The following is a 25102-nucleotide window of genomic DNA, read 5'->3' as shown; positions in this document are numbered from 1 at the left end:
GGGGAGCACCTCAAGGTTTGTGACACGGACAGCGGTAAGCTGAACAGGTAGCGAACAGGGCGGCTCAGGCCACCTTGGCTCCGGGTCCGCCGGCGATGTTGAGTGCGCGGTAGCCGTCTTGATCGAGCTCGGCAGCGGCGTTTTGCCAGAGGTAATCGCCGGTCAGGCTGATGTGTCGCCAGCCTAGCGGGGCTACATGGGCGAGCAGCTCGTCGGGCGCGGGCTCGCCGCTGGCGCGCAGATGCTCGACGGCGCGGCCCATGTAAAGCGTGTTCCAGTACACGATCGCGGCGGTGACCAGCGTCAGCCCGGACGCTTTCAGCGCCTGGTTCTCGAACTGCGGATCGCGCAGGCGGCCCTGTTTGTGGACGAACACGGCTTGGGCGAGCGTGTGACGCGCCTCGCCCTTGTTGAGCCCAGCCTGACACTGCTGGCGGAGCGCCCTGGATTCTAGCCAGTCGAGCGTGAACAGGGTGCGCTCGATCCGGCCCAGCTCCTGGAGCGCGAAGTCGAGCCGGTTCTGGCGACGGTACGCGGCCAGCTTCTTCAGCATGACCGACGGTAGCACCACGCCGGCCTTCACGGACGCGGCGAGCCGGACGATCTCGTCCCAGCTTTCGCGGATGGCAGCGATGTTGAACGGGCGCCCGATCAGCTTCGCGAGCGCCTCGGGGCGGGCCGTGCCCGGGAACAGGCCGAGCCGGCGATCGGCTAGATCGCGCAGGCGGGGCACGAACCGGAAGCCGAGTAGGTGCGCGAGCGCGAACACGTGGTCGGACGCGCCGCCCGTATCGGCATAGTGGGTCGCGGGTTCGATGCCGCAGCCGTGCGCGACCAGCCCGTCCAGCACATAGGGCGCCTCCGCCGCGGTCGCCGAGATCAGCCGGACATGGTAGGGCGCGTAGGTATCGGCGACATGGGCGTAGATCTTCTGCCCCGGCTCCCGGTCGTAGCGCGCGTTGGTGCTGCCGGCCGCGCCCCGCCTGCCCGAGCGGAAGAACTGCCCGTCCGAGCTCGACGCGGTGCCGTCGCCCCACACGCGCGTGAGCGGCAGCGCGGCTTGCGCGTCCACCAGATGGCGCAGCCCTGCCGCGTAATTCTCTTCCGATACGTACCAGCCATGCGTCCAGGCGAGCTGGGCGTAGGTGACGCCCTGGCTGGCGTTGGCCATGCGCTCGATGCCGAGGTTCGTCGCGTCTGCCAGGATCGCGGCGAGCACGGCCTGCGGGTTGGAGTGGGCGCGGCCCGAGCGCAGTTCCGGAAATGCGCACAGGAACCCGGTGCGGGCTTCCACCTCGGCGAGCAGCTCGGTGATGCGCACGCGGGGCATGAGCCGGTCGACGGCCGCGTCCAGCCTGTCGGCCGCAGCGGGCGTTACGGCCGCGAGCGGGCTGACCCTGAGGTTACCGCCCCGCAGCTCCACGCCGTCGAGCGTGCCGCGCTTCAGCGAGCCTGCGAACCGGCGCAACCGCCAGTCGAGCAGCCTGGCGCGCCCCTCCAAGTAGCGGCCGACGTCGGTGTCGAACGGCAGCGTGAGCGCGATCTCGGCCGCTTTGCCGGGCGGGAGCATATAGCTGTCGAAGCGCAGGTGTTCGCGCGTACCCTCCACCCACAGGTCGCCCGATTGGAGCCGCTCGCGCACGGTCGCGACCGTGGCGGTTTCGTAGCGACGGCGGTCGATGACGCCGCCCTCGGTGATCGCCGCCTTCCATTTTCTGGAAAACGGCATGGGCGCATCGGCCGGTACGTCTCGCCGCCCGGTCGCGTTCAGCGCGCGCACGACCTTGATCGCGCCGAGCACGCCGTCGCGCGAGCCTGCCGCCTTGAACCGGAACGCGTCAAAAAACGCGGGCGCGTAGCGCCGCATCGTCATGTAGCGCCCCGCCGCGCGGATCAGCGGCTCGTCGCGAGTCAGGTCGGCGATCGCGGTCGCCTCGCTCTCGGCGTCCAGAAGCCTCGTCCAGCCCACCCCGTCGTCGAGCGCCGCCCAGACGTCCAACCCGTCCTCGCGCGCGACCCGGAGTGCGCCGACCGTGGCGCCCAGCAGCCGCATGAGCCGGTTCACGTCGCGTGTGGTCGCCTCGATGCCGCGCTTCTGCGCGGCCCTGGCCCTGGCGAACAGGAGGCCGGTCTGCTTGCCGAACATCTCGATCGCGGCGTCCGCGAGCCGCGCTTCCAGGTCGATGACGGCTGCGGCGAGTGTCGCGCGCCTTCTGCGGAGCGAGTAGTCGGACAGGAGGAACGCGGGCGCGACGTGGCCTTCGCGCACGAGCTGCTCGAAGCGGTGCTCGTGGATGCGGCCGGCCATGCCCGGGTCGAGCCCGAGCCGGCGCACGTGCGCGAGCCGGGCGAGAATGCCGGCGAGATTGCGCGCGGTCGGGCTGTCCGACGTGTCGCGCAGCCACGCGAGCGGCGTCGTGCTGCGATCCTGGTCCACGATCAGCAACGCATCCAGCCCCGTCACCTGCTCCGGAGCAAGCGCATCGACCAGCGTGTCGGCCGCGAGGCGGCGCGCCATGGCGCGCCCCGCCACCCCGATCCGCTCGATACGGGCGGGCGCGGGCAGAACGATCCGGGCAGCACGCAAATGGCCCAGCACTGCCGCGGCGATCGGCTTGCCCCGTTCGGTCGCTTCCGCCGCGCGGGTGGCTGCGCCGAGCGCGCCGGGGACGTCGGCCGCCTCGAACGCGCGCAGGCGCAAACGCTCCATCGCCTCCCAGGCGTGTTCGAGCCGGGTCTGGGCGCGATGCGCGTAGCCCTCGAACGCTGTGGGCGCGATGTCGAGTTGCGCGGCCAGGTGCCGGATCAGAAAATCGGGGACGACATCGTCGTGGCGTATGCCGAAGCCGGGATGACGCAGCAGGGCGAGGTGCAGCGCGAAGCCGAGCCGGTTGGCGTCGCCGCGCTTCGCTTCGATCAGTGGCCGGTCCTCATCGGCAACCGTGTAATGCTTGGCGAGCGAGGCATGGTCGAGGGGCACGCCGAACAACGCGCGGCGTTCGTCGCCCGTTAACAGATCGCGTCTGGCCATCGATCACCCCCTGTCCGGGAGCGTATAGTTTATGGCCGACACGTGCGAGGTGTCGCGTAACTCTCAAGTTTCGCGACAGCGGCCCTGACCGGTCACGCCACGAGGGCGGACGCTGTCGCAAATGTCTGTTGCTAATCAGCCGTGTTCCAATGCACATCTGCGACATGCTCCTCGGCTATGCGCGCGTATCTACCGACGATCAGGATCTCACGCTTCAAAAGACGGCACTGAAGGCGGCCGGATGCCGGCGGACATTCGAGGAGAAGGTGTCCGGCGCCAAGCGCGCCCGACCGGAACTCGACCGGATGCTGGAGCAGCTGCGCGACGACGACGTGGTTGTGGTCACCCGGCTCGATCGCCTAGCGCGGTCGACGCGCGACCTGCTCGACATCGCCGAGAAGCTGAACGAGGCGGGAGCGGGGCTGCGCTCGCTCGCCGAGCCCTGGGCCGACACGACCACGCCTGCGGGACGCATGGTGCTCACCGTGTTCGCCGGCATCGCGGAGTTCGAGCGCGAGCTGATCCACCAGCGTACCAGTTCCGGCCGCGCGGCAGCCATGGCGCGCGGCGTGAAGTTCGGGCGTAAGCCCAAGCTCACTCCGGACCAGATCGCGCTCGGACAGCGTCTCGTCGGCGAAGGCACATCGGTGCGCGAAGCGGCGAAGCTGCTGAAGTGTCATCATGCCACGCTCTATCGGGCGCTCAACCATCCGGCGCAGATGCCCGTACATCGCTCGACACGTTGATTGAGGAGTAGGATTTCGCCATGATCTTCGCGCTTCTACTAGCGGCAAGTTCGCCGAATTCCGCGCTGGAGGCGGAGCGGGCCTACTCGGAAGCTGTACTTGCCAGTGGCCGTCAGGCAGCGGCACGCAGTTTCGGTCCACAAAGCGACCCCTGGCCAATACAACATGCGCCCGAAACCGCGCGCTCTCCATCTGTGGCCAGCATGTTGCAAGCAGCCGAGAGTAGCCGAAGGTGGTGGCTCACAATGATGAGTGTCGAGAGCCATGCCGAGCGCAGACCCGAACTTGTCTTTCCGTCCTGTGATCCGAGCGGGTCGGCAGTTGTTATCGGCGGGCTGTACGATGGCGGAAATCGAGTTGGATCATATAAGACGCTTTGGCGGAACAGTGCTGAGGGGTGGCGCTGGGAAATCGACGACTATCGTCGGGATGGATCGAAGGCATTAGCGGCAGAAAGTTTACAAGCGATCGAACCTGAGTGCTCGGCAAAACTCACCAATGAACAGCTCCAAATCCAAGCCGTTAGCGATGCGAAAGAGATCGCGTCTGTTTTGCGACAGGAGCAGGCCGGCAAACAGGTCGACTGGTTGGCTGTTCCAAGACGAAGCGTGGCCGAAGACGTTATCTTTGTCGGCAACGATGGCCGACGCATCCGCAGGCTCCCCGCCAAGCTGCCCATTCGGCGCATAGCGGGTGCGTTATCGTCCGGAAGCAGTTACGATGGAACGCTACGGTGGAGTAGCCGCGTCCTGGACGGGTCTGCACAAGCCCATAGCTTTCAGATCACCCAGTGGCGCGGTCCCAAGAATGGATGGCAGATCGTCTACTACGAGCTCCGCGGGTGAAACATCACGAGAGGTGATCCGGTAACTTCCAACTCGTCCAACCTCACAAACCCACGAAACTTAATATACTTTGCGGCAACGCTCAGGCTTTTGTTGACCATTTGTTCCGACTGCCGCTGTCCATATGACAAACCTTGAGGTGCCCCCGAATACCCGTGCGCTTCGAATCTCTCGGCCCAGCGCTTCCGGGTCGCCCGACAGTTCGGCGATGCGGCTTCCCGTCAGGGCATGGTCGCCGTCCCTCGCAAGGCCGAGCTGGCGTGCGATCGTCAGCGCCGTCTGCGGATGATCGCCCGTGACCATCCGCACGTCGATCCCGGCGTTCGCGCACCGCCTCACCGCGTCGGCCGCCTCCGGCCGCAGCGGGTCGATCAGCGCCACGCAGCCGATCAATTCGAGACCCTTAGGAGCGGCCAAGTCGATCGCGTCAAGCTGGTCTACGCGTGCGCCCGCCAGAGCGAGCACGCGATAGCCTTCGCACGCCAGCCGCCCAGCCGCCGATGCCGCAAGATCGTTCGATCTATCGCACATGGCGAGGATCGTTTCGACGGCACCTTTCGCGTAGACCTGGATCCGGTCTCCGGCCCTGACGGCCACGCTGGCGAACCGGTTGGCAGGCTCGTAGGCGAAGAGCGCCAAGCGCGTGCTTTCCTCGACATCGCCGACCTCGGCTGCGAACCGGAGCAGTGCGACATCGACGCTGTCCCCGGTCGGCTCGCCACCAGCGGTCCAACTCGCCTCGTTGCACGCTGCGGCCGCCCGGGCGACCTCGCGCGGGATGGCGTTCTCGGCTGCCAAATCCGTCGATCTCAAGGTCCGGCCGTCCGGCGCGAGGACCGCTTCCACGGATAACCGGTTCTGCGTGAGCGTACCGGTCTTGTCCGTGGCGACCAGGGTGCAGGCGCCGAGCCCCTCGACCGCTGGCAGACTCCGGACGATCACGTTCCGCGCGGCCATTCGCCGCGTCGCCACGGCCAAAGCGACGGTGACCGCGATCGGCAATCCCTCCGGGATCGCCGACACGGCGAGTGCGACTGCGAGCAGAAAGATTTCCCCCGGCGCAGTGTCCCGCGCCAGCATGGCGAGCGCCAGGATAGCGATCACCGACACCGTAGCGATGGCGATCTGCCGGGAAAGGCGCTCGAGATAGAGCATGAGCGGCGGCGGCGCGGGAGGCGCGGCGCGCAAGGAGGCGTCGATCCTCCCCAGTTCCGTGTTGGAGCCGGTCGCTACGACGACGCCGATCGCGCGACCGGAGAGGACGGTGGTGCCCGCATGCAGAATGCTCGTGCGGTCGCCCAGCGGCGCACCCGGCGACACTGCGGCTGCGTGTTTCTCGGCCGGGAGCGCCTCGCCGGTGAGCAGCGATTCATCCACCCGGATCTGGGCTGCCGACACGATGCGCAGATCGGCAGGAACACCGCCCCCTGATTCCAGGTGGACCAGGTCACCGGGCACGAGCTGCGCCGCGTCGAGCTCCAGAATGCTTCCATCGCGCTCAACCCGCGCCGTACGCTTGACCAGCCGCTGCAACGCTTCTGCACTTGCGCCTGCCCGGCCCTCCTGCACGGCGCCGATCAGCGCATTGAGCAGGAGCACCAGCGCGATAAATCCGGCATCTAGCCGCTCCCCCATCCACAGTGAAAGAGCGGTCGCAGCGACGAGCAGGTAGATCAGTGGACTGCGGAACTGACGAAGCAGCAGCTCGGCCCAGGACGGCGTTCTTGGTCGCGGAAGCTCGTTCAGCCCCCAGCGGCGTCGCCGTTCCTCCACAGCCGCAGGGTGGAGCCCACCCTTTGGCGTATCGAGCCGCGCCAGGCAGTCCTCGACCGAGAGAGCGTGCCAAGGCGCAACCTCGTCGAGCGAAGCGCCATGAACGGAACGCGGAGGGCTCGACGCGGCGCTCAGCATCGCTTCGCCCCTTGGATCGCCACCTCCGCGTCGTGGGTCACCGTGTCCAGCGATCTATGAGCATCCAGGACCGCCCAGGTCGGCGGAACGTCGGCCAACCGGCTCGCCTGCGCAGCCGCCACCTTGGTATCGGCGTCGGAGGCGTCCTTGTGGCGCGTCTCCAGCCTGTGGATGCGCTCATTCTCACCAACGCTCAGCCACAACCCGCTGAAGCGAACACCTGCCGCGACGGCGAGCGCTTCGGCCCCAGCCCTCTCGGTCGGGTACAGAAACGCCGCATCGAGGATCACCGAGGAGCCACGCCGGAGGTGCTCCTCGGCGAGCGCAAACATGTGGTCGTAGACCATTCCGCCCGCCTCCGGCGTGTAGCTGTCTTGTGGAAGGCGGGTCTCAGGCGGCACCCCGGCCAGCCGCTTACGGAGTACGTCGCTGCGCAACACGCGGGCACCCGGGCGCGGGCCGAAAGCTGAGGCGATATGTCTCGCCAGGGTAGATTTGCCGGCTCCCGATCCGCCGCCGATCGCGATCAGGCGGGCTGGCTCGTCTGCGAGCACCGTGGAAGCCAGGCGCAGGTAGTCCGACGCATCATTCGTGTCTCCAGCCGAGGCCCGGACATGAGCGCGGATCGTAGCGCGCAGCGACATGAAGAGCGGAAGGAGCGTCCAACCCGCTTCGTCCTCCGGCGACAGATCGACGTAGCGGTTGGCCAACATGCTTGCGGCGGTCGGAAGACCGACGCGCAGCAGGTCCATGATGAGGAAGGCGGTGTCGTAGAGCACATCGACCGTGGCCAGTTCCTCGCTGAACTCCAGACAGTCGAAGAGAACGGGCGCGCCATCCAGCACTGCCACGTTGGCCAGGTGGAGGTCGCCGTGGCACCGGCGCATCCGCCCGCATGCAGCCCGCGTACCCGACTGATCGGGATGCGGGACGATGCTGGGGTTGAACAGCGCTGCGGCCTCGACCGCATATTCCTCCATGAGGTAGCCGCCGATCAGCTGCATCCGCTCCGACGTCATCCTCGCAGACGACATGGCGCAGCTCGTGTCGCTTCAGGAGCCGTCGCTCCTCGGGACGCTCAAATCCTACCTCACCCGCCGCGAACAGGAAGATCGCGAAAAGCAGAAACAGAAGGACGACTGACATGCGCAAGGCCCTGACCCTCGCTCTCATCCTCTCGGTCGCGTCGCCCGTGCTGACGCCGGCGACGGCGCAGGACCTGACGCCGCTGCCGGATTCGGTGTCCTCCACCCGCGATGCCGGTGACGACGGCCGCGATGGCGGTCAGGACAGCTATGGCAGCGCGGACGATCTGGGATCGGCCGACCGCGTCGCGGCGCAGACCGGGGACGACTTCTACTGCCGCGAGCGGCGGCTCGGCACCTGGTTCTATTGCGACAAGCCGAAGGCCAGGCCCGCCGAGCAGCGATCGGCGCAGCCCGCGCGGTCCTCGGCCGAGCAGCTTGCGGCGATCTCGAAGCAGCTGGAGGAGCTGAAGGCGCGGGCGATCCTCGAGCCGACGCCCGAGAACATCAGCCATTATATCGCTTTCCAGCGCGAGCAGCTTGATCGTGCCTCCTCTTTCGCGGACATGTGGCAGCGTACGATCTGGCAGAACCCGGACCTCGACTACACGCTCCAGCGCCCGGTCAACCAGCTGGGCAAGCGGACCTGGCTCGATAGCCGTAATGCGGATCGAGAGCGCGTGCTGTCGCGGATCTCGCAGCGGTACGGCGTGTTCTATTTCTACTCGTCGGCCTGTGCTGCGTGCGAAACCTTCGGGCCGATCATGCGCAGTGTGTCGGATCGCTTCGGCCTGACCGTCATGGCAATCTCGCTCGATGGCGGGCCGACCCGCGCCTTCCCGAACTATACGGTCGACACCGGCCAGTACAAGGCGATGGGCATGCGCGGCCAGCAGGTGCCCGCGCTTGTGCTGTTCGACACTGTCACCAAGCAGCCCATGCCGATCGGCTACGGCGTGATGGCGGCCGACGAAGTGATGAACCGCATCTTCACACTGACCAGCGTCAAGCCCGGGAGTGACTTCTGATGGTCCGCTCGATCGTCCGCTTCTGCGCCGCGGTTCTCGCGCAGGCCAGCATGATCCTCGCGATTGGAGGTCTCGTCGCTACGCCGGCGATGGCCGACGTCCAGGGCGAGATGAACAGCTATTTCAACAAGTCGGGCGCGGCCGCGAACGTGACCGGCCCGACCGCTTTCCAGGGTCAGTCGGCGGGCTATTATTCGGGTGGTTCGCTGTGGAGCCGCTTTCCGCAGAAGTCGATCAACCCGGTCAGCGTCGCGCTTCCCAGCGCGCGTGGCGGCTGTGGCGGCATCGACCTGTTCGCGGGGTCGTTCTCGTTCATCAACGCCGATGAGATCGTGGCGATGCTGAAGGCGACCGCCAACAACGCGATCGGCTTCGCGTTCCAGCTCGCGATCGACAGCATCTCCGCGCAGATCGGCGGGGTGATGAAGGACATGAGCCAGCGCGTGCAGCAGCTGAACGCGTTCAACATGTCCTCTTGCGAGGCGGCGCAGCAGGCGATCGGCTCGCTGTGGCCGGCGATGGACGGGGCGTCCTCGACGATCTGTCAGCAGGTCGGCGGGGCGAAGGGCTTCTTCTCCGACGCGGCCGCGGCGCGTCACGGCTGCACCAACAAGGGCGAGCGGGAGTCGACGATCGCCAAGGCCGGTGACGATGCCGAGCTGGTCCAGTCGAAGAACTACACCTGGTATGCGCTGAACGCCAAGAGCGCGACCAAGCCGTCCCGCGAATATGCCGAGTTCCTCATGACGATGGTCGGTACGATCATCTACGATGCGACCAAGGCCAAGGACAGCATGGGCGCGTTCCAGTTCATCGCGCCGGCCAGCTGGGACACCTATCAGGCGCTGCTCGACGGCACCGCCTCGGCGCCGACTGACGTGTGGCAGTGCGACACCACTGACGACAAGGGGTGTCTGAAGCCCACGCCTACCAAGCTGAGCATCTCGACCAACGAGGCGCTGCGTACGCGCGTCCTCAAGGCGATGGACAGCATGTCGGGCAAGATCCGGTCAAATGCCGCGCTGTCGGGCGATGAGATCGCGCTGTTGGGCATGACCTCGATCCCGCTCTACAAGATCCTTGTCGTCAACGAGGCGGCGCACATGGGCCTGTCGGGCGGCGATCGCGCGACGCTCGCCGAGATGGTCGCGATCGACATGCTGATGTCGATGCTCGACCGGATGCTGGACACGATCTCGCAGGCGCAGGCGGGCGCGAAGTTCGTCTCGACCGACGAGTTCAAGGCGTGGCGCGCCCAGGTCGACAGCGTGAAGACCGAGCTGTCGCGGCGCAGCGAGAAGATGGCCGGGCAGATCTCCAATACCTACCGGGTGATCCAGTACACCCAGTTCATGGAATCCACCCTCAAGAACACCATGAGCCCGCAGTTGTCGGCTTCGCTCCGGTTCGGACGCGGCCTCAGCGCGCAGGGCTTGCGGTAAACGGCGGCAAGGGAGCGACGGCGATGGGCGGGCTCGAAGTCTTCACGATCGGCGGGGGCGAATATATCGTCAACGTCTTCAACGCGGTCGCGGCATGGACCGGGGGCGGGGGCTACCGCTCGATGCTCCAGGTCGTGATGGTGATGGGCTTCATCTACTCGCTGTTCGTCGTCGCCTTCTCGCTCGACTGGCGGGCGTGGTTCAACTGGTTCCTCCAGTCGACGCTCATCTACATGATGCTGATGGTCCCGACCGTCACGGTGAAGGTGACCGACCGGATCAACCCCGCGCTCGCGCCCTCGGTGGTCGACAACGTGCCGCTGGGCCTGGGCGTGATGGCCTCGTTTACGAGCCAGGTCGGCGACTGGATGACGCGCTCGGCCGAGACCGTGTTCGTCATGCCCAACGCGCTCGCGCTGACCAACAACGGCATGATCTACGGCGCGCGGCTGATGGACAAGGCACGCACGTTCCAGATCACCGACAGCGTGTTCCGCGCCAACCTCGATGAGCATCTGAAGCAATGCACCTTCTATGACGTGCTGCTCGGCTTCAAGGCGATGGACGACCTGACCAAGACCAGCAACCTGTGGGAGTCGATCGGGCCGGGGTCGCCGGCGCGCAGCCAGCGCTGGATCAGTTCGACCGGTCCCGGCACCACCGAAAATTCGATAATCCCGTGCAACGAAGCCTATTCGCGCATGGATGCCCAGTGGCAGACGGCCTACGACAAGGATCTGATCCCGTTCGCCAGGAACGCCTATCCTGGCATCGCCGACACGATCGCGGCGCAGCGCATTCGCGATGACCTGCCGGTGGTCGCGGCGCAGATGCACGGCACCTCGACCGATGCCTATTCGTACCTGAAACAGATCTCGATGATTGACGCGTTCCTGGCCGCGCGCGAGAGCTTCTCAGACGCCGGGTGGGACGCCTATGCGTCGCAGCGCGCGGACGCCCAGGCCAAGAACACCTACACCTCGATCGCTACGCAGGCGATGACCTGGGTGCCGCTTCTCGGCATCGTCCTGACGGTCGTATTCTACGCGATGTTCCCGGTGCTTTTCCCGCTGTTCCTGTTCCCCAGGACCGGCCTGCAGACGCTCAAGGGCTATGCGACCGGGTTCTTCTACCTCGCCTCCTGGGGGCCGCTCTACGTCATCCTGCACATGTTCGTGATGAGCAGGGCGGCGAGCCTCTATCACGCGGCGGCGCCGATCGGGCCGACGCTGCTGGTTTCGGACGGCATGGCGAGCGTCAATGAATCGATCTCGACGCTCGCCGGCTTCCTGATGATGAGCGTGCCGTTCATCGCCGGCGGGATGGCGCGCGGCGCGATGGCGATCGCGGGGCATGCGACCTCGATGTTGCAACCGGCGCACAGCGCGGCCGAACAGGCCGCGACCGAGCGCACCACCGGCAACTACTCGTACGGCAATACCTCATTCCAGAACCTGACGTCGGGCATGACCCAGGCGAACAAGTTCGACGATCAGCCCAAGTTCAATTCGGGCTATTCGGTCGGCACGTTCACCAACGCCGACGGTGGCGTGACGTACGGCTTCGCGGACGGGACCAACGCGTTCGATACCCGCCAGGGCATCTCGAACCTCGCATTCACGCCGACGCGGACCGCCGGGTTCGACAGCAGCATGAGCCGGGCGCTCTCGGACGGGCAGACGCACACCCAGTCGCTCCGCAGCGCGGCATCGCAATCCTGGAACGCGACGGCGACGACGGCGACGGATCTGTTGACGGCCGCTGAGCATCGGCGTGGTAGTTCGACCGAGACGGGGTCGGGGTTCAATAACAGCATCACCAGAATGACGGAGGCATCTCGGAGCCTTTCCACCGGACTGAGCAATCGCTTTGGTCTTAGTGAGTCCGATGCACAGCAAGTCGCCCGTGCTTCGCAGACCACAGGCGACGCGAACGCCGGCATAGAAGTTCTTAAGAAGTTGTGGGGCGTCACCGGAAGGGCTGGCCTCAGCGGTAAAATCGCATCGATCGCGACCGAAAATACGAACAGGACGCTGTCGGCCGATAACGCCTACGGGGAATTACAAGACTACATTACAAAGGAAACTAACTCGACGCAGGCCCGGGCAGCACGCGACGAATTCATGCGTGAATCTAGCACGAGCGGAGATAGCGAGGTTCGGTCGCTGTCGCAGAAGCTGGGCGTCAGCGTCGGGGAATCGCGGTCGGCGTCGTTGGAAGCAACTCGAGCCGAAGAGACGTTCCAGCGGGTCAGCAACGATGTCAGGGAGGCCTCGGCGCGGGGCTGGTCGCTCAATCGGAACGAGAGCCAGGAGTTTGTCGTGTATGCCCAGGAGCGGCTTCTCGGCGACGACACGCTGTCGCAGTTCGGGTGGACGCCAGGCATGGTCATGCCGCGCACGCCGCAACAGGAACAGGTGCGCGATATCCTGCTTGGCGAATTCATGGAGCGCCGCGTCGCATCGGTCCGCGACGAACTGGGTGTAAGCGTGCCTGAGCGTCTGTCGGGGCAGTTGCATGGCCCCGCATCGGCGACCCCGGGTGCGGTAAACCAATGGGGCAACCAGCGCGCAGCCGGTGTCAGGGCACAAGGACCGGACGTGTCGATCCGCGAAAGTTCGCGCGATCTCGACTTGGCCGGCAATGTCGCAGACGCGATCCCGAATGCGTCAGCGCGCATCACCCGTGGTGCATTCGAGGTCGGCAACGGTGTCGACGAGGCGAGAGGGACGGCGGGTCAGCTAGGTGACCATGTCCAAGAGCGCAATGATGCGTGGATCACGACGACACTTCCCGGTGTTGAGGGCGCGCGCAACTGGGTCCGTGACAATCTCGGGATCGGAGCTGGCACCAGCCATGTTTACGAAGTCCCGCGCGGTGAACGTGCGATGCTGCCGATTTCGGGGCGGCTGAGTTCGGGAATGGGTGGTCGGATCGACCCGGTCACTGGCGAGCCCGGACGGCATCACCGAGGGGTGGATATTGCCGCGCCAGCAGGGACGGAGATCCGCGCACCTGCATCGGGCCAGGTCATCCGAAACGACTTCCAGGCCAACGGGGCCGGCAATTATGTGGTCCTGCAGCACGGCGACGGGTCGCAGAGCAAATACTTCCACATGCAGGATCGGTCTGGCTTCCAGGTCGGCAGCACGGTCGAAGCTGGGGCGGTGATCGGGCGTGTTGGCAGCACCGGGAAATCGACCGGTTCGCACCTTCATTATGAATTATGGAAGGATGGCGCTCCGGTCGATCCGAGGCGGTTCCAGCTTAGGAATGGCCGGGAGTGAAGATGAAGGCGAAAGCCATTACTATTGCAATAAACACAAAGAAAAGCTTTGCATGTGAGTTGTCGCTCACTTCGGGTGGCTCAAATTCATCGTGTCTAGTGGCTTCAGCCAATGCCTCCCGGCCTACATGCGTCATTTGATCGTACATGTTGCTAGGATTGATATATCCGTTTGAAGACGAGCCACCGATTGGGAACCGATCCCAGTCCATCTGGCCAGGTTCGTGGTTCAACATGGCCGCTCCTTCCTCAATCCGTGGCTGACCGTGCTGGTCAGAATTAGGCTTGCAAAGCCTAGCATATCGGATTGAGTTTGGCGAGGATTTTCACCCGTACTGACGGAGTGGGCACGGTGGAGCAGGACGGCGAAAACCCGCGCACGATCGAACGCTACGAGGCGCTGCTGCGCGAGCATCTGCTGTTCTACGATGCGCTGCGTCTGCGCGAGCGCCGGCCGAGGAGCGCGGCGCAGCGCCAGTTCCAGGACGTGGCGTGGGGGAAGGCCGCGCCGGTCACCGATCACGAGTGCGCCTATGTCTGGCACCTGAAGGCGCGCGGGATCGCGCCGTTCAACACGCCGGCGCCGGCACCGCATATCGACGACGTGATGGCCGGATTCGACGTCGGCGCGCGGCCGGTTAGTGGCGACGTCGGCACGAAATGGGATAATGCCTGGCGCGAGTATCGTGGTGGCCGGGAGTTCTTCTAACCTGGGCACGATGAAGGAGCCGATCGATCTGCAACCGATATCGCCTGAGCGCCAAACAGGCCGCGGTGATGCGGGCGGTCGGATTCGAGCCGCCTTATCCCGAGGACGAGACCTACCCGGTGCCGCGCGAGATCTTCCCGACGGGCAAGAAGACAGCGCGCTACGGACTGGTCGTCAGGCGGGCAGGGGAGGGTAACCGTCCGCTCGAACCGGTCGCGATGGAATGGGGCTTCCCGACCAAGGTAGCGAGCAAGCGCGACCCGGCGGTCAAGCTGGACAAGTTCGTCACCAATGCGCGGAATCTCGCATCGTCGATGTGGAAGCCGTCGATCGCGAATCCCGATCGGCGCTGCCTGGTCCCGTTCACGCACTTCGCCGAGCCGCATCCCGACGGCGGGACGGGCGACGATGGCAAACCCCGCCAGATGTGGTTTTCGCTGCCCGACCAGCCCATCGCCTTCTTCGCCGGTCTGTGGCGGCCGACCGAGCGCGGCGATGCCTATGCCTTCTGCACCACCTCTCCCAACGCCACCGTCGATCCCTGGCATCCCAAGGCAATGCCGGCGATCCTTCACCCTCGCGATTTCACGGCATGGCTCGACGGCAGCTATGAAGACGCCCTGAAGCTCGTCCGCCCCTATGAGGGCGAGATGAGCGCGCAGGAGGCAACTCCCGATGGCGGCGCGACGTGAACCGGGCTAAGGCCGGTCCAATCATTCACCACCGGGACGTGTTCATGACGACGACATCCGATCTGGCCGAACAGCTCTCCAATACCCATGGCCTCGCAAAGGCGGACGCCAGGAAGGTCATCGATGCGATCCTTGCGAACATCACCGCGGCTGTCGCGACCGGCGAGGAAGTCAGCCTCAACGGGTTCGGCAAGTTCAAGCTGAAGGACACCCCAGAGCGCCAGGGGCGCAACCCGTCGACGGGCGAGGCGATCACGATCGCGGCGTCACGCAAGCTGACGTTCGCGCCGGCGAAGGCGGTCCGCGATCGGATGAACGGCAAGTGATAAACGGGCCAGGGTTTTAGAACGCTGGCCTAAACTGAGGGGACTTCATGGCCGATACCGCAGCCGACTACCGCGCGAGGGCAGCGGCCGACCTTGCCGAGGCCCAGCAGCTCGTTCTGCCCCATGCTAGGGACCGTATGCTGCATTCGGCCGATCGCTGGTCGAAGATGGCTGATGCGGCCGATCGCCGTGTCCGGTAACGAAAGCACGACGGTCGCGCTCGACGTGGCTAACTGGTCAGCGGTCCAGGCAATGGTCGAGCGTCTCGACGACAGGGCTGTGATAGCGATCTACGAGCTGGCCGAAGGCGCTGGTCCGGTCGCGGACCTCGCGGCCGCACAGATGGAAAAACGCAACCTCGACTATTGAGCCAAGTTAAGAGTTCGGCCGCTGGTTAAGCCGCTGTTGCCAAGCCGGCACAAGCCACGTTCCTGTTGTTGCCGCCAGTTAGAAAAGACACATCCTCCGCCAGATAGAAATGACACTCGTGGTGGCAGCGGGGGCAGCGTGGAGCCCCCCAAGCAGCGCAGCGCTGCCCCCGCTGAGGCGGTGACCTATCGAGTGTTTGCGTCCTTGGACCCGCTGCGGCAGCAGCGGGCTCGGACACTCAGACATTTTGTCCGAAGATTGCGGTTGGTCGATGTTCCTCTAGGTTGCAGTGTTCGTCCCGCGGCCTATACGGGCTCACGACACGAAAGTGAGGTTTTCGTACGTTAAGCGCTAACCATTGCCGAACGCCAAACATAGGTGACTAAAGACCGCGTCTGTCCTGCCCCGGCTCCCATGTATGACATTGGGCCATGTTTCGGAAAAAGTACGTAAGCCGAACGATCTGGCCGCCATCACGGCCAACTACGTCAAGTGAGACGGCCGACAAAGGGGCGGCCAGCTTGCGCCATTCGAGGTCGTACGCTTCCACGGGAGGGCGTACGCTCAAGGTCGCATAGTCTAGGTTAGGCTTGACGTGCGTAGGCTTGCCGTACTTCGTGAGCAAATTGGCTATGGATTCCCGCTTCGCTTTGGCCTCAGACCATGTTGAGTACGACTTCGTCTCTCCATAGACTGCACAAACGCCCGTGGAAGGAGTGGCCATCACCCAATAGCTTTCGAAATTGGAATTAGGCTCTGGAACCCGCACCCGATAGGTCTTCTGACCTGATTTCTCCAAAATCTTGAGGGTGGAGATGTTCATGCCCTGTCCGATCCCAAAGTGTGATGCTGTGGCTGCGGCTGGGATAAGGTAAAGGGTGAGTGCGCAAGCTAGTTTCTTCATAGGCATGACTGTAGCAGGTTAATCCTAAGGAAATCATGCCTTGAGGAATGATCCCGAGGGGCGCTTCCTGCCCTTGGCCGTCAAACGGTCCTCTGGCGGCCAACAGGAATATGTCCGTTAACTCTGGACCTGTAACGGCGATTCGGACAAGATCGCATAATGACGGGAAAACGGACAGGATCGGGCATCATGTGGCGCTGATCGGCTATGCGCGCGTCTCGACCGCAGACCAGAAGCTGTCGCTCCAGCTTGACGCGCTGAACACTGCCGGGTGCGACCGTATATTCGACGATCACGCATCCGGGGCAAAAGCCGATCGGCCTGGCCTAACCGAAGCGCTCGCCTATTTGCGCCCCGGCGACACGCTGGTGGTCTGGAAACTCGACCGCCTCGGCCGCTCGATGAGCCACCTGATCGAGAAGGTCGGCGAGCTTGCGGCGCGCGGCATCGGGTTCCGCTCACTCACCGAGAATATCGACACCACCACTTCGGGCGGCATGCTGGTGTTCAACATCTTCGGCTCGCTGGCCCAATTCGAGCGTGACCTGATCCGTGAACGCACTCATGCCGGCCTCAAGGCCGCACGCGAGCGGGGCAACAAGGGTGGTCGCCGGCCTGTCGTTACCCCCGACAAACTACGTAAAGCGCGGGCGCATATCGCAGCGGGCCTCACTGTTCGTGAGGCGGCGGCCCGGCTCAAGATCGGCAAAACCGCCCTATACAAGGCTCTGGAAAACGCGTGAAACCGCTGGCGATCAAGAACTCGTGGGTGCTGGTCACAGGGGCTTCGACCGGTTTGGGCAGAGCGTCCGCCCTCCGCTTGGCGGCATCGTACCAGGCCAAGCCCCTGATTGTTGGACGAAGGCTCGACAACTTGCGGGAGCTACAGACCGAAATTGACGAGCGGTTCAATGTGCCGTGCGAGATTATAGTGGCTGATCAACGTGAAATCGAGGGCAGGGAGAAAATCGCGGCTAAGGTTGCAGAATTGCAAGTAACAGCCGCTTTGTTGGTTGCCGGAATGACGAGCGTTGGTTCATTTGATGCAGGCCGTGCCGACACTGATGCCGAGGTAATTGAAACAAACATACTCGGTTTCACGGATTTGCTGGCTCGCCTGATTGCGATTTTCAGGGAGCAGCCGTTTGAATCCTCAGTAATCGCCGTGTCGAGCCTGGCGGGCGAAACATCCGTGCCCTTCCAAGCGGTCTACGGCGCGTCGAAAGCCTATGTGAGCACCCTCATGCGAGCGCTTTCCGTGGAGCTTGCCGGGACGGGAGTGAGTGTTGGGTCTTTTGCACCCGGTGGAATCGACACAGACATGGCTGCCCTCAGCGATTTGAAGTGGGGGAGGTTGGGTTTGATGGACGTTGACCGGTGCGCGGCCCATGCAGTCCACGCTCTGGTTTATCGGCAATCCTTCGCCATACCGGGGATGGGCAACCAGCTCACATATTTGGCGAGCAGGGTTCTACCTCGATCGTTGGTCAATCGGATTGCCGCCCTCCCATATCGGCGCCCGTAGGGCGGCACCACATAAAAGGGGCAGGAAAGCCTGCGAATAGCATCTGCTGGCATCGTACCGGATTTGTTCGCCCTTAGCGTGCAGATACGTCACTTTCGTGTAGTCACCCCGCGTCGGCGGGGGTGGCAGGGCGGATCTGATTGCGCTCGCTCTCGGTCAGGAGTTGATGCTTGCGCTTCGTCATGCCGATTCCCGTCCACAAAAGGTCAACTGCGCCTATGGACAGCCATGAGTAAAGAGACATAGTATGTGGACGGCTATGGGCGGGGTGAAGCGGTCGCCCTTCAGAGCGTCCACAGAACGACCGTTTGGGAGACACGATAGATGGGCGGCATTCTGGGCTACGCCCGCGTCAGCACCGGCGATCAGGATGTGGCGGGCCAGACCATGCGACTGGAGAATGCCGGCGCCATCAAGGTGTTCACCGATGTAATATCGGGAAAAAGCATGGAGCGGCCTGGACTGGCCGAACTGATCGCCTATGCCCGCAAGGGTGACACGCTCGCCGTGGTCCGCCTCGATCGGCTTGGGCGTTCGCTGACTGAACTGCTCGCCACAGTCGAAACTTTGCGCAGCCAAGGCATCGCCCTCCTGAGTCTTGAGGAAAAAATCGACACCTCGTCGGCCGCCGGCGAACTCATCTTCCATGTGTTCGGAGCTATCGCCCATTTCGAGCGGCGGCTAATCTCTGAGCGGACCCGCGATGGGATCGCCGCTGCACGCGCCAAGGGCAAGCAGCCTGGCCGTCAGCCGCTCGACATGTCCAAGGTGGATGCGGCCATCAAACTGGTCGAAGCCCGTATCTCGCCGACAGAGGCAGCACGGCAACTCGGCATCGGCAGATCCACCATCTATCGCGAAATGCGCCGCCTTGGCGTGGAAAGGCCTGCCTGAATGTCCAGATTGAAATCTGCTCACGATCTGTCCGGGCTGATGAAATATGCGGATCGTGCTCCGTGGGACGAGGCGATGGATGAAATGCTGTCCGCGCATCTCGGTCCGGCATGTGAAGCGACCGGCCTCGAACCCGACGCCATATTCGAGATCATCGGTGATCATTGGCAAGGGCCGCTATGGGGCTGCGCCTTTGAAGATCTGCTGACACAGGAACTGGAACCTGACGGTCGCAATCTGGTCGATGACTATCTCAAGCGCCGAGGCTGGAACGAGAAGGCGCCGAACAAGGCCTATATGGGGTCAGGACATAGAACGGGCACAGATATACGCTAAGCGTCTCTGCGCGCACTTATGGGTCGACTCTATGCGTCGACGACTCCAGCATTCCAAAGGCATCCATCGGACAGTTGTAGCATCGCCTCTCGTCGCAGAGCCGGCATATCGTCAGCGCCGAGACAGCGTCGTCAGACATCTGCGCAAGTATTGTCTCGGCAATACGTTCCAGCACGAGGCGGTCAGCATTCGAGACATGGCTAAGGATTTCGGATAAAGTCTCGTTTCTTCGTTGCAGGATCGCAGATAGGCGAGTCTCGCCTGCCTCAGTGAGCATCAGCGCTACTGCACGACGGTCCCGTAGCGCTTTGGATCGAACGGCGAACCCGGCTGCAACCAATCGATCGACAAGCCGCACCGTCCCCGCGTGGGACAAGCCTAGCACCCGTCCTAATTCGTCGATCGAAAGACCGGTCGCGTGACCGATGACGACGATCGCCGCGGTGGTTTCGCCACCGCCGGGTATCGTCGGGTCGAATGCCGCCTTCTTAATTCGATCGGTGATGCCCACTGCGAGGGCGCCGAACAGATTGACGAGCCGGTCCGAGAGTACGTTCAAAGGGTTGCCTCATTCATTGACGGCGTATAGTGTATGCGCAGCGCATATATCACGCCTGTCTAAGCATGAAGGCAGGTCATGCGCCATGATGAAAGCGAGGCACCATGTTTTCGACATTACACATAGCTGAAAAGACGACCGGCTCTCGCGGGTCTCTCGCGTTGCTGCGCTGGGCGCTGGTGGTCATCTTTCTCTGGTTCGGTTGCATGAAATTCACGAGCTATGAAGCGATGGGCATCGCGCCATTGATGAAGAACAGTCCGATCATGAGCTGGATTCCGGCCGTTTTTGGGGTGCAGGGTGGAAGCTATTTTATAGGCACCGTCGAGCTCGCGACGGCCGCTGCGCTGATTATCGGTGCTTTCAACAAGACGGCCTCCGCTCTCGGCGCGGCGATGTCATGCCTGACTTATGCCGTGACACTGACGTTTTTCCTGAGCACGCCTGGCGTCGCCGAGCCGACCGCTGGCGGGTTCCCGGCGATTTCGGCCGGAACCGGACAGTTCCTGTTGAAGGACCTGGTGCTTCTTGCGGCATCAGCGTGCCTTCTACTTGCGTCCATACGGACAGCAGACGCGTGACGGCAAACAGGTGATAGGCGACGCTCCGGACCTGCGCTTTTGCCGAACCATACCCGCCTCAGCCCATAACGATCGACAAACCCTGTCGCTTTGATAGGGTGTTCGAAAACATGCTTTCGAGGGTTTGTCGTACATGCTGGTCGGATATATGCGGGTGTCAACGACCGATGACCGCCAAACGGTCGATCTCCAGCGGGACGCGCTCGTCGCAACCGGGGTCGATCATCGGCATCTCCATACCGACAAGGCATCCGGCGCGCGCGACGACCGACCAGGCCTGAAAGCCTGCCTCGACTATCTGAACGCGGGCGACACACTGATCGTGTGGAAGCTCGACCGGCTCGGACGCTCGCTGCCGCACCTGCTGACGATCGTCACCGATCTGAAGGCGCGCGGCATCGCGTTCCGGTCGCTGACCGAGCAGATGGATACGACCACGCCGCACGGCGAATTGCTGTTCTCGCTGTTCGGTGCATTGGCACAATATGAGCGTGCGCTCACGCGCGAACGGGTGATGGCGGGACTGGCTGCTGCCAAACGCCGGGGACGCCAAGGTGGCCGCCCGCCGATGATCGACGCCGAAACGCTCGAGCGGATCACCGCCGCGCTGGATGGCGGGGCCAGCAAGGCGTCCGTCTGCCGGACCTTCAAGGTGCCGCGTTCGACCCTTCTCGGCACGCTTGCCCGGATCGGCTGGACCGCACCGGCCAAGGTCTAAGCCGATGCCGCGTCGCGCCGTCCTGTCGGACGAGCAACGCGCGGCGTTGCTCGCGCTTCCCGACGACGAAACCCTGCTCGTCCAGCACTGGACATTGAGCCGGGACGACTTGGCCATCATCGTCCGCCGGAGGCGACCGCATAACCGGCTGGGTTTCGCGATCCAGCTTTGCGCGCTGCGCTATCCTGGCCGTTTCCTGCGACCCGGTGAACTGATCCCTGATACGCCGCTCGCGTTCGTCGCAGAGCAATTGCAGGTCGGACCCGAGGTGCTGGCCGACTACGCGACGCGCGGCCCGACCCGGTACGAACAGCTCGATGCACTGCGCGATGCATTCGGCTTCATGCCGCTCAGTCGGCCGCTGCGAACGACGTTGCAGGAATGGCTCCTGCCGATCGCGCTGACGACGACCAGCGGGGCTAGGCTGGCGCGCGTGATGCTGGATGAGTGCCGGCGACGGCGCATCATTGTGCCGGGCATCAGTTCGGTCGAGCGGATGGTCGCACAGGCGTTGCTCGATGCCGAACGCCATGTCGCCGAGCATCTGACCCGAGGACTCGATGCTCGACAGCGCCGGCTGCTCGATGCGCTTCTCCTGCCCCACACAGGCACGAACTTGAGCGATCTGGCCTGGGTGCGGCAGTCACCCGGCAAGCCCGGCCGAAAGACATTCGCCGCCATCATCGAGCGACTGACACTGCTTCGGGCCATCGGGATCGATCCGGATATCGCCGTAGGCGTCCATCCCGAGCGCCTCCGACGCCTGTGCCAGGAAGGCGTGCGGCTGACCGCGCAACATGTTCGGACGCTGCAAGCGACGCGGCGTCGCGCCACATTGGTGGCGACCATCCTCGAAACCATCGTTACCCTCACCGACGATGCGGTGCTGATGTTCGATCGCCTGCTTGGGCAGATGTTCCGGCGCGAACAGAACAGCGCGGACACGACACTCAAGCGCAACCGGCGCACCATCAACGGCAAAATCCGGCTGCTTGCCCAACTCGGCGCTGCCTTGCTCGCCGCCAAGATATCAGGTGGCGATATCGGCGCTGCGGTCGAGGCAGCGATCGGATGGAATGATCTCGGCCGCGAGGTCGATGAAGCCCGCAAGCTGATCCGCCCCGATTCGGTCGATCCCGTCGCGGTCGCCGCGACCAATTACCCCGTCCTCCGACAGGTCGGTCCCTCGTTCATCGCCTCGTTCACATTCGGGGCGGTGCCAGCCTGCCATGCGCTCGCGCGAGCGGTCGCGATCATGCGCGACCTTCATTTTGGTCATCTGCGCAAATTGCCTGCAGGCACGCCAGTCGGCTTCATCCGGCAAGCTTGGCGTCGGGCGATCGGCACCGGCATTCCCGATCGCAGGATCTATGAATTGTGCGTGCTGGTCGAGCTTCGCGACCGGCTTCGCGCCGGCGACATGTGGGTCGAGGGAAGCCGACGCTATCGTGCTGTCGAGCAGCAACTCATTCCTGCCCCCGTATTCGCCAACATGCGCGCGGCCGGCCCCTTGCCGATACCGGCACCGGATACGGCCGATATCTGGCTGGCCGAACGACGCGCCCGCCTCGCCCGTCGATTGGCCGAGGTCGAGCGAAAGGCGGAGACGGACGCGCTGGAAGACGTGCAGCTCAGCTTGGGCAGGCTGCGGATTTCGCCCTTGAAGGCGATTACTCCCGAGGAATCCGATACCGCCCTTGCGCCGCTCTATGCGCATCTGCCCGCGATCCGCATCACCGACCTTCTTGCCGAAGTCGATCGATGGACCGGGTTCAGCCAGTGCTTCACGCATCTGCAAAGTGGCCGTGCCGCGGATGAACCACGTGCGATCCTCACGGCGGTGCTCGCCGATGCCACCAATCTGGGCCATACGCGCATGGCGGAAGCCTGCAATCTCGTGACCCAGCGCCAACTCGGTTGGCTCGCCTCGTGGCATCTGCGCGAGGAAACCTACGGTCGCGCGCTCGCCCGGCTTGTCGACGCCCAACACACCGCGCCGCTGGCCGCGCTGTTCGGGTCCGGCACCTCGTCCAGCTCAGACGGTCAGAACTTTCCGCTCGACCGCCGCGCCCAGGCAACCGGCGCAGTCAATCCGCACAAGGGGACAGAGCCGGCTGTCTCCTTTTACAGCCACGTCTCGGATCGCTACGCGCCGTTCCATTCCACAGTTATCTCCGCTTCGGCGAGCGAGGCGGCACAGGTGCTCGACGGGCTGCTCCACCACGGCGCCGATCTGCACATCGAAGAGCATCACGTCGATGGCGGGGGCGTCTCCGACCATGTGTTCGCGCTATGTCATCTGCTTGGGTTCCGGTTCGCGCCGCGTATCCCGAATATCGCCGCACGCCGTTTGCACCTGTTTAACGGCATCGAACCCGGCCCCGATATTGCGCCGCTGGTCGCGGGCCGCATCGACGAAGGTCTGATCGAGGCACACTGGGACGACGTGCTGCGACTGGGAACCTCGATCCGCACAGGCGTCGTCAGCGCCTCGATCATGCTGGAACGGCTCGGCTCCTATCCACGCGCCAACGGCCTGGCACTGGCGTTGCGCGAGATCGGTCGCGTCGAGCGTACCCTGTTCACGCTCGACTGGATCGAGCAGCCCGAACAGCGTCGCCGCGCCACCCGCGAACTCAACAAGGGAGAAGCGGAAAATGCCCTGAAACGCGCCATCTTCTTCCATCGCATCGGCCGTATCCGCGATCATGCGCTGCAAGCCCAAAGCCATCGGGCGAGCGCGCTGAACCTCGTCGCCGGTGCCATCGTCCTGTGGAACACGACCTACCTGCAAGCCGCCCGGATGCATCTCGCCAACCTCGGCCGGCCGGTCCCGCCGGACCTGCTGCAACACCTATCACCGCTCGGTTGGCAGCATATCAATCTCACCGGCGATTACCTCTGGACCGATCCCGATGCGCCATCCACCGCGCTCAGACCGCTTCGCCAGATGCGCGCCGTCGAAGGCACGGCAAAACCTTAGCGTATATCTGGGTCCGTTCTGTGTACCGACCCCTATATGCGCGCGCTGCGGGATACGATGATGTCGCTCTATGAGGTTAGCGAGGTCGTCCCCGGTCAGTCGATGACCTTGCGTGATCTGTTGCGGGATGTTGCGCCAGTCACGGTCCGCGAACACGGCGCGACACAGACCCTCGTCAACTGGGACAAGATCGCTGCACGGGTTGTCGATGTGAACGGTCGCCATGGCATCTCGGGCGCGCTGTTGCCGTTCAGCGCTGATGGCGCCCTACAACTGATCGACGCGTTTGGCCGGCTTGCGGACGATGCAAAGGACACCTCCGAACTAAACCAGACCGACCGGGATGCTATTATACGGGCATCAGGCCCGATGTTCACGAACATGTGGCTGCTCGATTGTCTGGGCAAAGCCATGCCTGGCACCATGCCGGATATGGTCAACGCCGATGGCGATGATCTTGTGTTCCACCGCATCGTCTTCCCCCTGGCCAAGGGCGTGATCGGCAAGAGCGTGGTTCGCAGGCTGAACGCGGCACAATGGCTGGAGCCTGCCAGCGACACATTCTGGAACTGGCTGGTGCCGGTGACGAAGGAGAGAAAACCACGAACGGCCAAAGGCGGGCAGGCTTTTGTGACGACCATGGAGGACGGCACACCCGTCTTCGCCAATGTCGAGTTGGCGGGACGCAAACTGATCGTTGAGGTCAATAGTGCCGCCCGTGCGGAGAAAGCGATTGCGCAAATGGGCGAATGGCTTGGTGATTGCGTGAGCACACCTATGACCGAAATCCGGACTCTGGCCCAGTTCATGGCTGATGACGCCGCCCGCGCTCCGCAGGAAGAGCCGCTCGATATCCCGCCGGACGAAATGGAGCGCATCGTTCATGATATGCTGACACGCGAATATACCAAAACGCTTGATGAAGCGGTGCCTGCCCTTGGCAACAAGACGCCGCGCGCTCTGGCCCGCACGAAGGCTGGCCGGGCGAAAGTGGCCGACTGGCTCAAATATATAGAGAATGGCGCAGCAAAATCCGGGGTCGGCGAGCCAATGGCTACCTATGATTTTACGTGGATGTGGCAAGAGCTGGGCATCATCGGCCTCCGCAGGTGATGCCCTTGCACGCCGTTCCGGTATTGTTCGTCCTTAGCGTTGCTTGGCGTACCTCCCACGCTATGCCCTCCTCTTGGGT

The 25102-nt window shown here is 63.9% G+C and carries 22 protein-coding genes and 1 pseudogene; 17 read left to right on the top strand and 6 right to left on the bottom strand.

Features of this window, described 5'->3' with window-relative positions; translation table 11 throughout:
• Nucleotides 1–64: 64 nt before the first annotated feature.
• Nucleotides 65–3031 carry a Tn3 family transposase gene (locus ACZ1JS_RS18605; RefSeq protein WP_018250482.1) on the bottom strand — a complete coding sequence of 989 codons (2967 nt, stop codon included), beginning with the start codon at nt 3029–3031 and terminating at the stop codon, nt 65–67.
• A 164-nt stretch (nt 3032–3195) separates the two neighbouring features.
• Here ACZ1JS_RS18605 and ACZ1JS_RS18600 point away from each other — a divergent pair, with 164 nt between their 5' ends.
• Together ACZ1JS_RS18600 and ACZ1JS_RS18595 are read left to right on the top strand one after the other, a co-directional pair.
• Nucleotides 3196–3777, top strand: coding sequence for a recombinase family protein (locus ACZ1JS_RS18600; protein ID WP_007406331.1), 582 nt, complete (start codon nt 3196–3198; stop codon nt 3775–3777).
• 20 nt (nt 3778–3797) lie between these two features.
• Nucleotides 3798–4622 carry a hypothetical protein gene (locus ACZ1JS_RS18595; protein ID WP_465168860.1) on the top strand — a complete coding sequence of 275 codons (825 nt, stop codon included), beginning with the start codon at nt 3798–3800 and terminating at the stop codon, nt 4620–4622.
• 60 nt (nt 4623–4682) lie between these two features.
• Here the strand turns inward: ACZ1JS_RS18595 and ACZ1JS_RS18590 are convergent, their stop codons facing one another.
• Together ACZ1JS_RS18590 and ACZ1JS_RS18585 are read right to left on the bottom strand one after the other, a co-directional pair.
• On the bottom strand, nt 4683–6533 hold the full coding sequence (locus tag ACZ1JS_RS18590; protein ID WP_465168859.1) for a cation-translocating P-type ATPase: 1851 nt from the start codon (nt 6531–6533) through the stop codon (nt 4683–4685).
• Nucleotides 6527–7537: a P-loop nucleotide/nucleoside kinase family protein gene (locus ACZ1JS_RS18585; RefSeq protein WP_465168858.1), complete on the bottom strand. Its 1011-nt coding sequence runs from the start codon at nt 7535–7537 to the stop codon at nt 6527–6529. Before ACZ1JS_RS18585 ends, ACZ1JS_RS18590 begins: the two co-directional genes overlap by 7 nt.
• A 140-nt stretch (nt 7538–7677) precedes the next feature.
• On the opposite strand from ACZ1JS_RS18585, the gene traF reads away from it, so the two are divergent.
• From traF to ACZ1JS_RS18570, 3 genes are read left to right on the top strand one after another with little or no spacing between them, the layout of a single operon-like run.
• The gene (gene traF, locus ACZ1JS_RS18580) at nt 7678–8586 is read left to right on the top strand and encodes a conjugal transfer protein TraF (protein ID WP_066282994.1); all 909 of its coding nucleotides are present in this window, start codon (nt 7678–7680) and stop codon (nt 8584–8586) included.
• Nucleotides 8586–10028, top strand: coding sequence for a conjugal transfer protein TraH (locus ACZ1JS_RS18575; RefSeq protein ID WP_007406347.1), 1443 nt, complete (start codon nt 8586–8588; stop codon nt 10026–10028). Before traF ends, ACZ1JS_RS18575 begins: the two co-directional genes overlap by 1 nt.
• Nucleotides 10029–10051: 23 nt before the next feature.
• A complete protein-coding gene (locus ACZ1JS_RS18570; protein WP_064312071.1) occupies nt 10052–13315 on the top strand; it encodes a conjugal transfer protein TraG N-terminal domain-containing protein in 3264 nt (1087 codons plus the stop codon).
• On the opposite strand, the gene ACZ1JS_RS18565 is transcribed toward ACZ1JS_RS18570, so the two are convergent.
• Nucleotides 13296–13550 carry a hypothetical protein gene (locus tag ACZ1JS_RS18565; RefSeq protein ID WP_029623254.1) on the bottom strand — a complete coding sequence of 85 codons (255 nt, stop codon included), beginning with the start codon at nt 13548–13550 and terminating at the stop codon, nt 13296–13298. The two genes, ACZ1JS_RS18570 and ACZ1JS_RS18565, sit on opposite strands and share 20 nt — an antisense overlap.
• 116 nt (nt 13551–13666) lie before the next feature.
• On the opposite strand from ACZ1JS_RS18565, the gene ACZ1JS_RS18560 reads away from it, so the two are divergent.
• The 4 genes from ACZ1JS_RS18560 to ACZ1JS_RS18545 all read left to right on the top strand — a co-directional run bounded on the left by ACZ1JS_RS18560 (nt 13667) and on the right by ACZ1JS_RS18545 (nt 15410).
• On the top strand, nt 13667–14023 hold the full coding sequence (locus tag ACZ1JS_RS18560) for a hypothetical protein (protein ID WP_010409236.1): 357 nt from the start codon (nt 13667–13669) through the stop codon (nt 14021–14023).
• Between the two features lie 68 nt (nt 14024–14091).
• Nucleotides 14092–14715 (top strand): SOS response-associated peptidase family protein, encoded by a 624-nt coding sequence (locus tag ACZ1JS_RS18555; RefSeq protein WP_010409235.1) that lies wholly within the window; start codon nt 14092–14094, stop codon nt 14713–14715.
• A gap of 44 nt (nt 14716–14759) precedes the next feature.
• Nucleotides 14760–15041 carry an HU family DNA-binding protein gene (locus ACZ1JS_RS18550; protein ID WP_010409234.1) on the top strand — a complete coding sequence of 94 codons (282 nt, stop codon included), beginning with the start codon at nt 14760–14762 and terminating at the stop codon, nt 15039–15041.
• Nucleotides 15042–15215: 174 nt separating this feature from the next.
• The gene (locus tag ACZ1JS_RS18545; RefSeq protein WP_010409232.1) at nt 15216–15410 is read left to right on the top strand and encodes a hypothetical protein; all 195 of its coding nucleotides are present in this window, start codon (nt 15216–15218) and stop codon (nt 15408–15410) included.
• Between the two features lie 382 nt (nt 15411–15792).
• Here ACZ1JS_RS18545 and ACZ1JS_RS18540 read toward each other — a convergent pair whose 3' ends face one another.
• Nucleotides 15793–16233 (bottom strand): hypothetical protein, encoded by a 441-nt coding sequence (locus ACZ1JS_RS18540; protein WP_465168900.1) that lies wholly within the window; start codon nt 16231–16233, stop codon nt 15793–15795.
• Between the two features lie 272 nt (nt 16234–16505).
• On the opposite strand from ACZ1JS_RS18540, the gene ACZ1JS_RS18535 reads away from it, so the two are divergent.
• The 4 genes and pseudogenes from ACZ1JS_RS18535 to ACZ1JS_RS18520 all read left to right on the top strand — a co-directional run.
• Nucleotides 16506–17057: a recombinase family protein gene (locus tag ACZ1JS_RS18535; protein ID WP_004213210.1), complete on the top strand. Its 552-nt coding sequence runs from the start codon at nt 16506–16508 to the stop codon at nt 17055–17057.
• Entirely contained in the window at nt 17054–17839 is a 786-nt protein-coding gene (locus ACZ1JS_RS18530; RefSeq protein ID WP_465168899.1) for an SDR family NAD(P)-dependent oxidoreductase, read from the top strand. The genes ACZ1JS_RS18535 and ACZ1JS_RS18530 overlap by 4 nt, the downstream gene beginning before the upstream one ends.
• 324 nt (nt 17840–18163) lie before the next feature.
• Entirely contained in the window at nt 18164–18733 is a 570-nt protein-coding gene (locus ACZ1JS_RS18525; protein ID WP_007015735.1) for a recombinase family protein, read from the top strand.
• Nucleotides 18734–19033: pseudogene (locus ACZ1JS_RS18520) on the top strand (hypothetical protein); the annotation flags it as partial.
• Between the two features lie 52 nt (nt 19034–19085).
• Here the strand turns inward: ACZ1JS_RS18520 and ACZ1JS_RS18515 are convergent.
• A complete protein-coding gene (locus ACZ1JS_RS18515; protein ID WP_010339851.1) occupies nt 19086–19628 on the bottom strand; it encodes a MarR family winged helix-turn-helix transcriptional regulator in 543 nt (180 codons plus the stop codon).
• Nucleotides 19629–19732: 104 nt separating this feature from the next.
• On the opposite strand from ACZ1JS_RS18515, the gene ACZ1JS_RS18510 reads away from it, so the two are divergent.
• The 4 genes from ACZ1JS_RS18510 to ACZ1JS_RS18495 all read left to right on the top strand — a co-directional run bounded on the left by ACZ1JS_RS18510 (nt 19733) and on the right by ACZ1JS_RS18495 (nt 25023).
• A complete protein-coding gene (locus ACZ1JS_RS18510; protein WP_010339850.1) occupies nt 19733–20209 on the top strand; it encodes a YkgB family protein in 477 nt (158 codons plus the stop codon).
• 133 nt (nt 20210–20342) lie between these two features.
• The gene (locus ACZ1JS_RS18505; RefSeq protein WP_010339849.1) at nt 20343–20927 is read left to right on the top strand and encodes a recombinase family protein; all 585 of its coding nucleotides are present in this window, start codon (nt 20343–20345) and stop codon (nt 20925–20927) included.
• 4 nt (nt 20928–20931) lie between these two features.
• Nucleotides 20932–23910: a Tn3-like element ISMpo10 family transposase gene (locus tag ACZ1JS_RS18500; RefSeq protein ID WP_012449407.1), complete on the top strand. Its 2979-nt coding sequence runs from the start codon at nt 20932–20934 to the stop codon at nt 23908–23910.
• Between the two features lie 36 nt (nt 23911–23946).
• On the top strand, nt 23947–25023 hold the full coding sequence (locus tag ACZ1JS_RS18495; RefSeq protein ID WP_465168898.1) for a hypothetical protein: 1077 nt from the start codon (nt 23947–23949) through the stop codon (nt 25021–25023).
• Nucleotides 25024–25102 lie beyond the last annotated feature (79 nt).

This window comes from Sphingomonas sp. BL-S-05, from assembly GCF_055521695.1.
The sequence above is the reverse complement of the archived record's forward strand: the minus strand, read 5'-3'. Positions and strand labels throughout refer to the sequence as shown.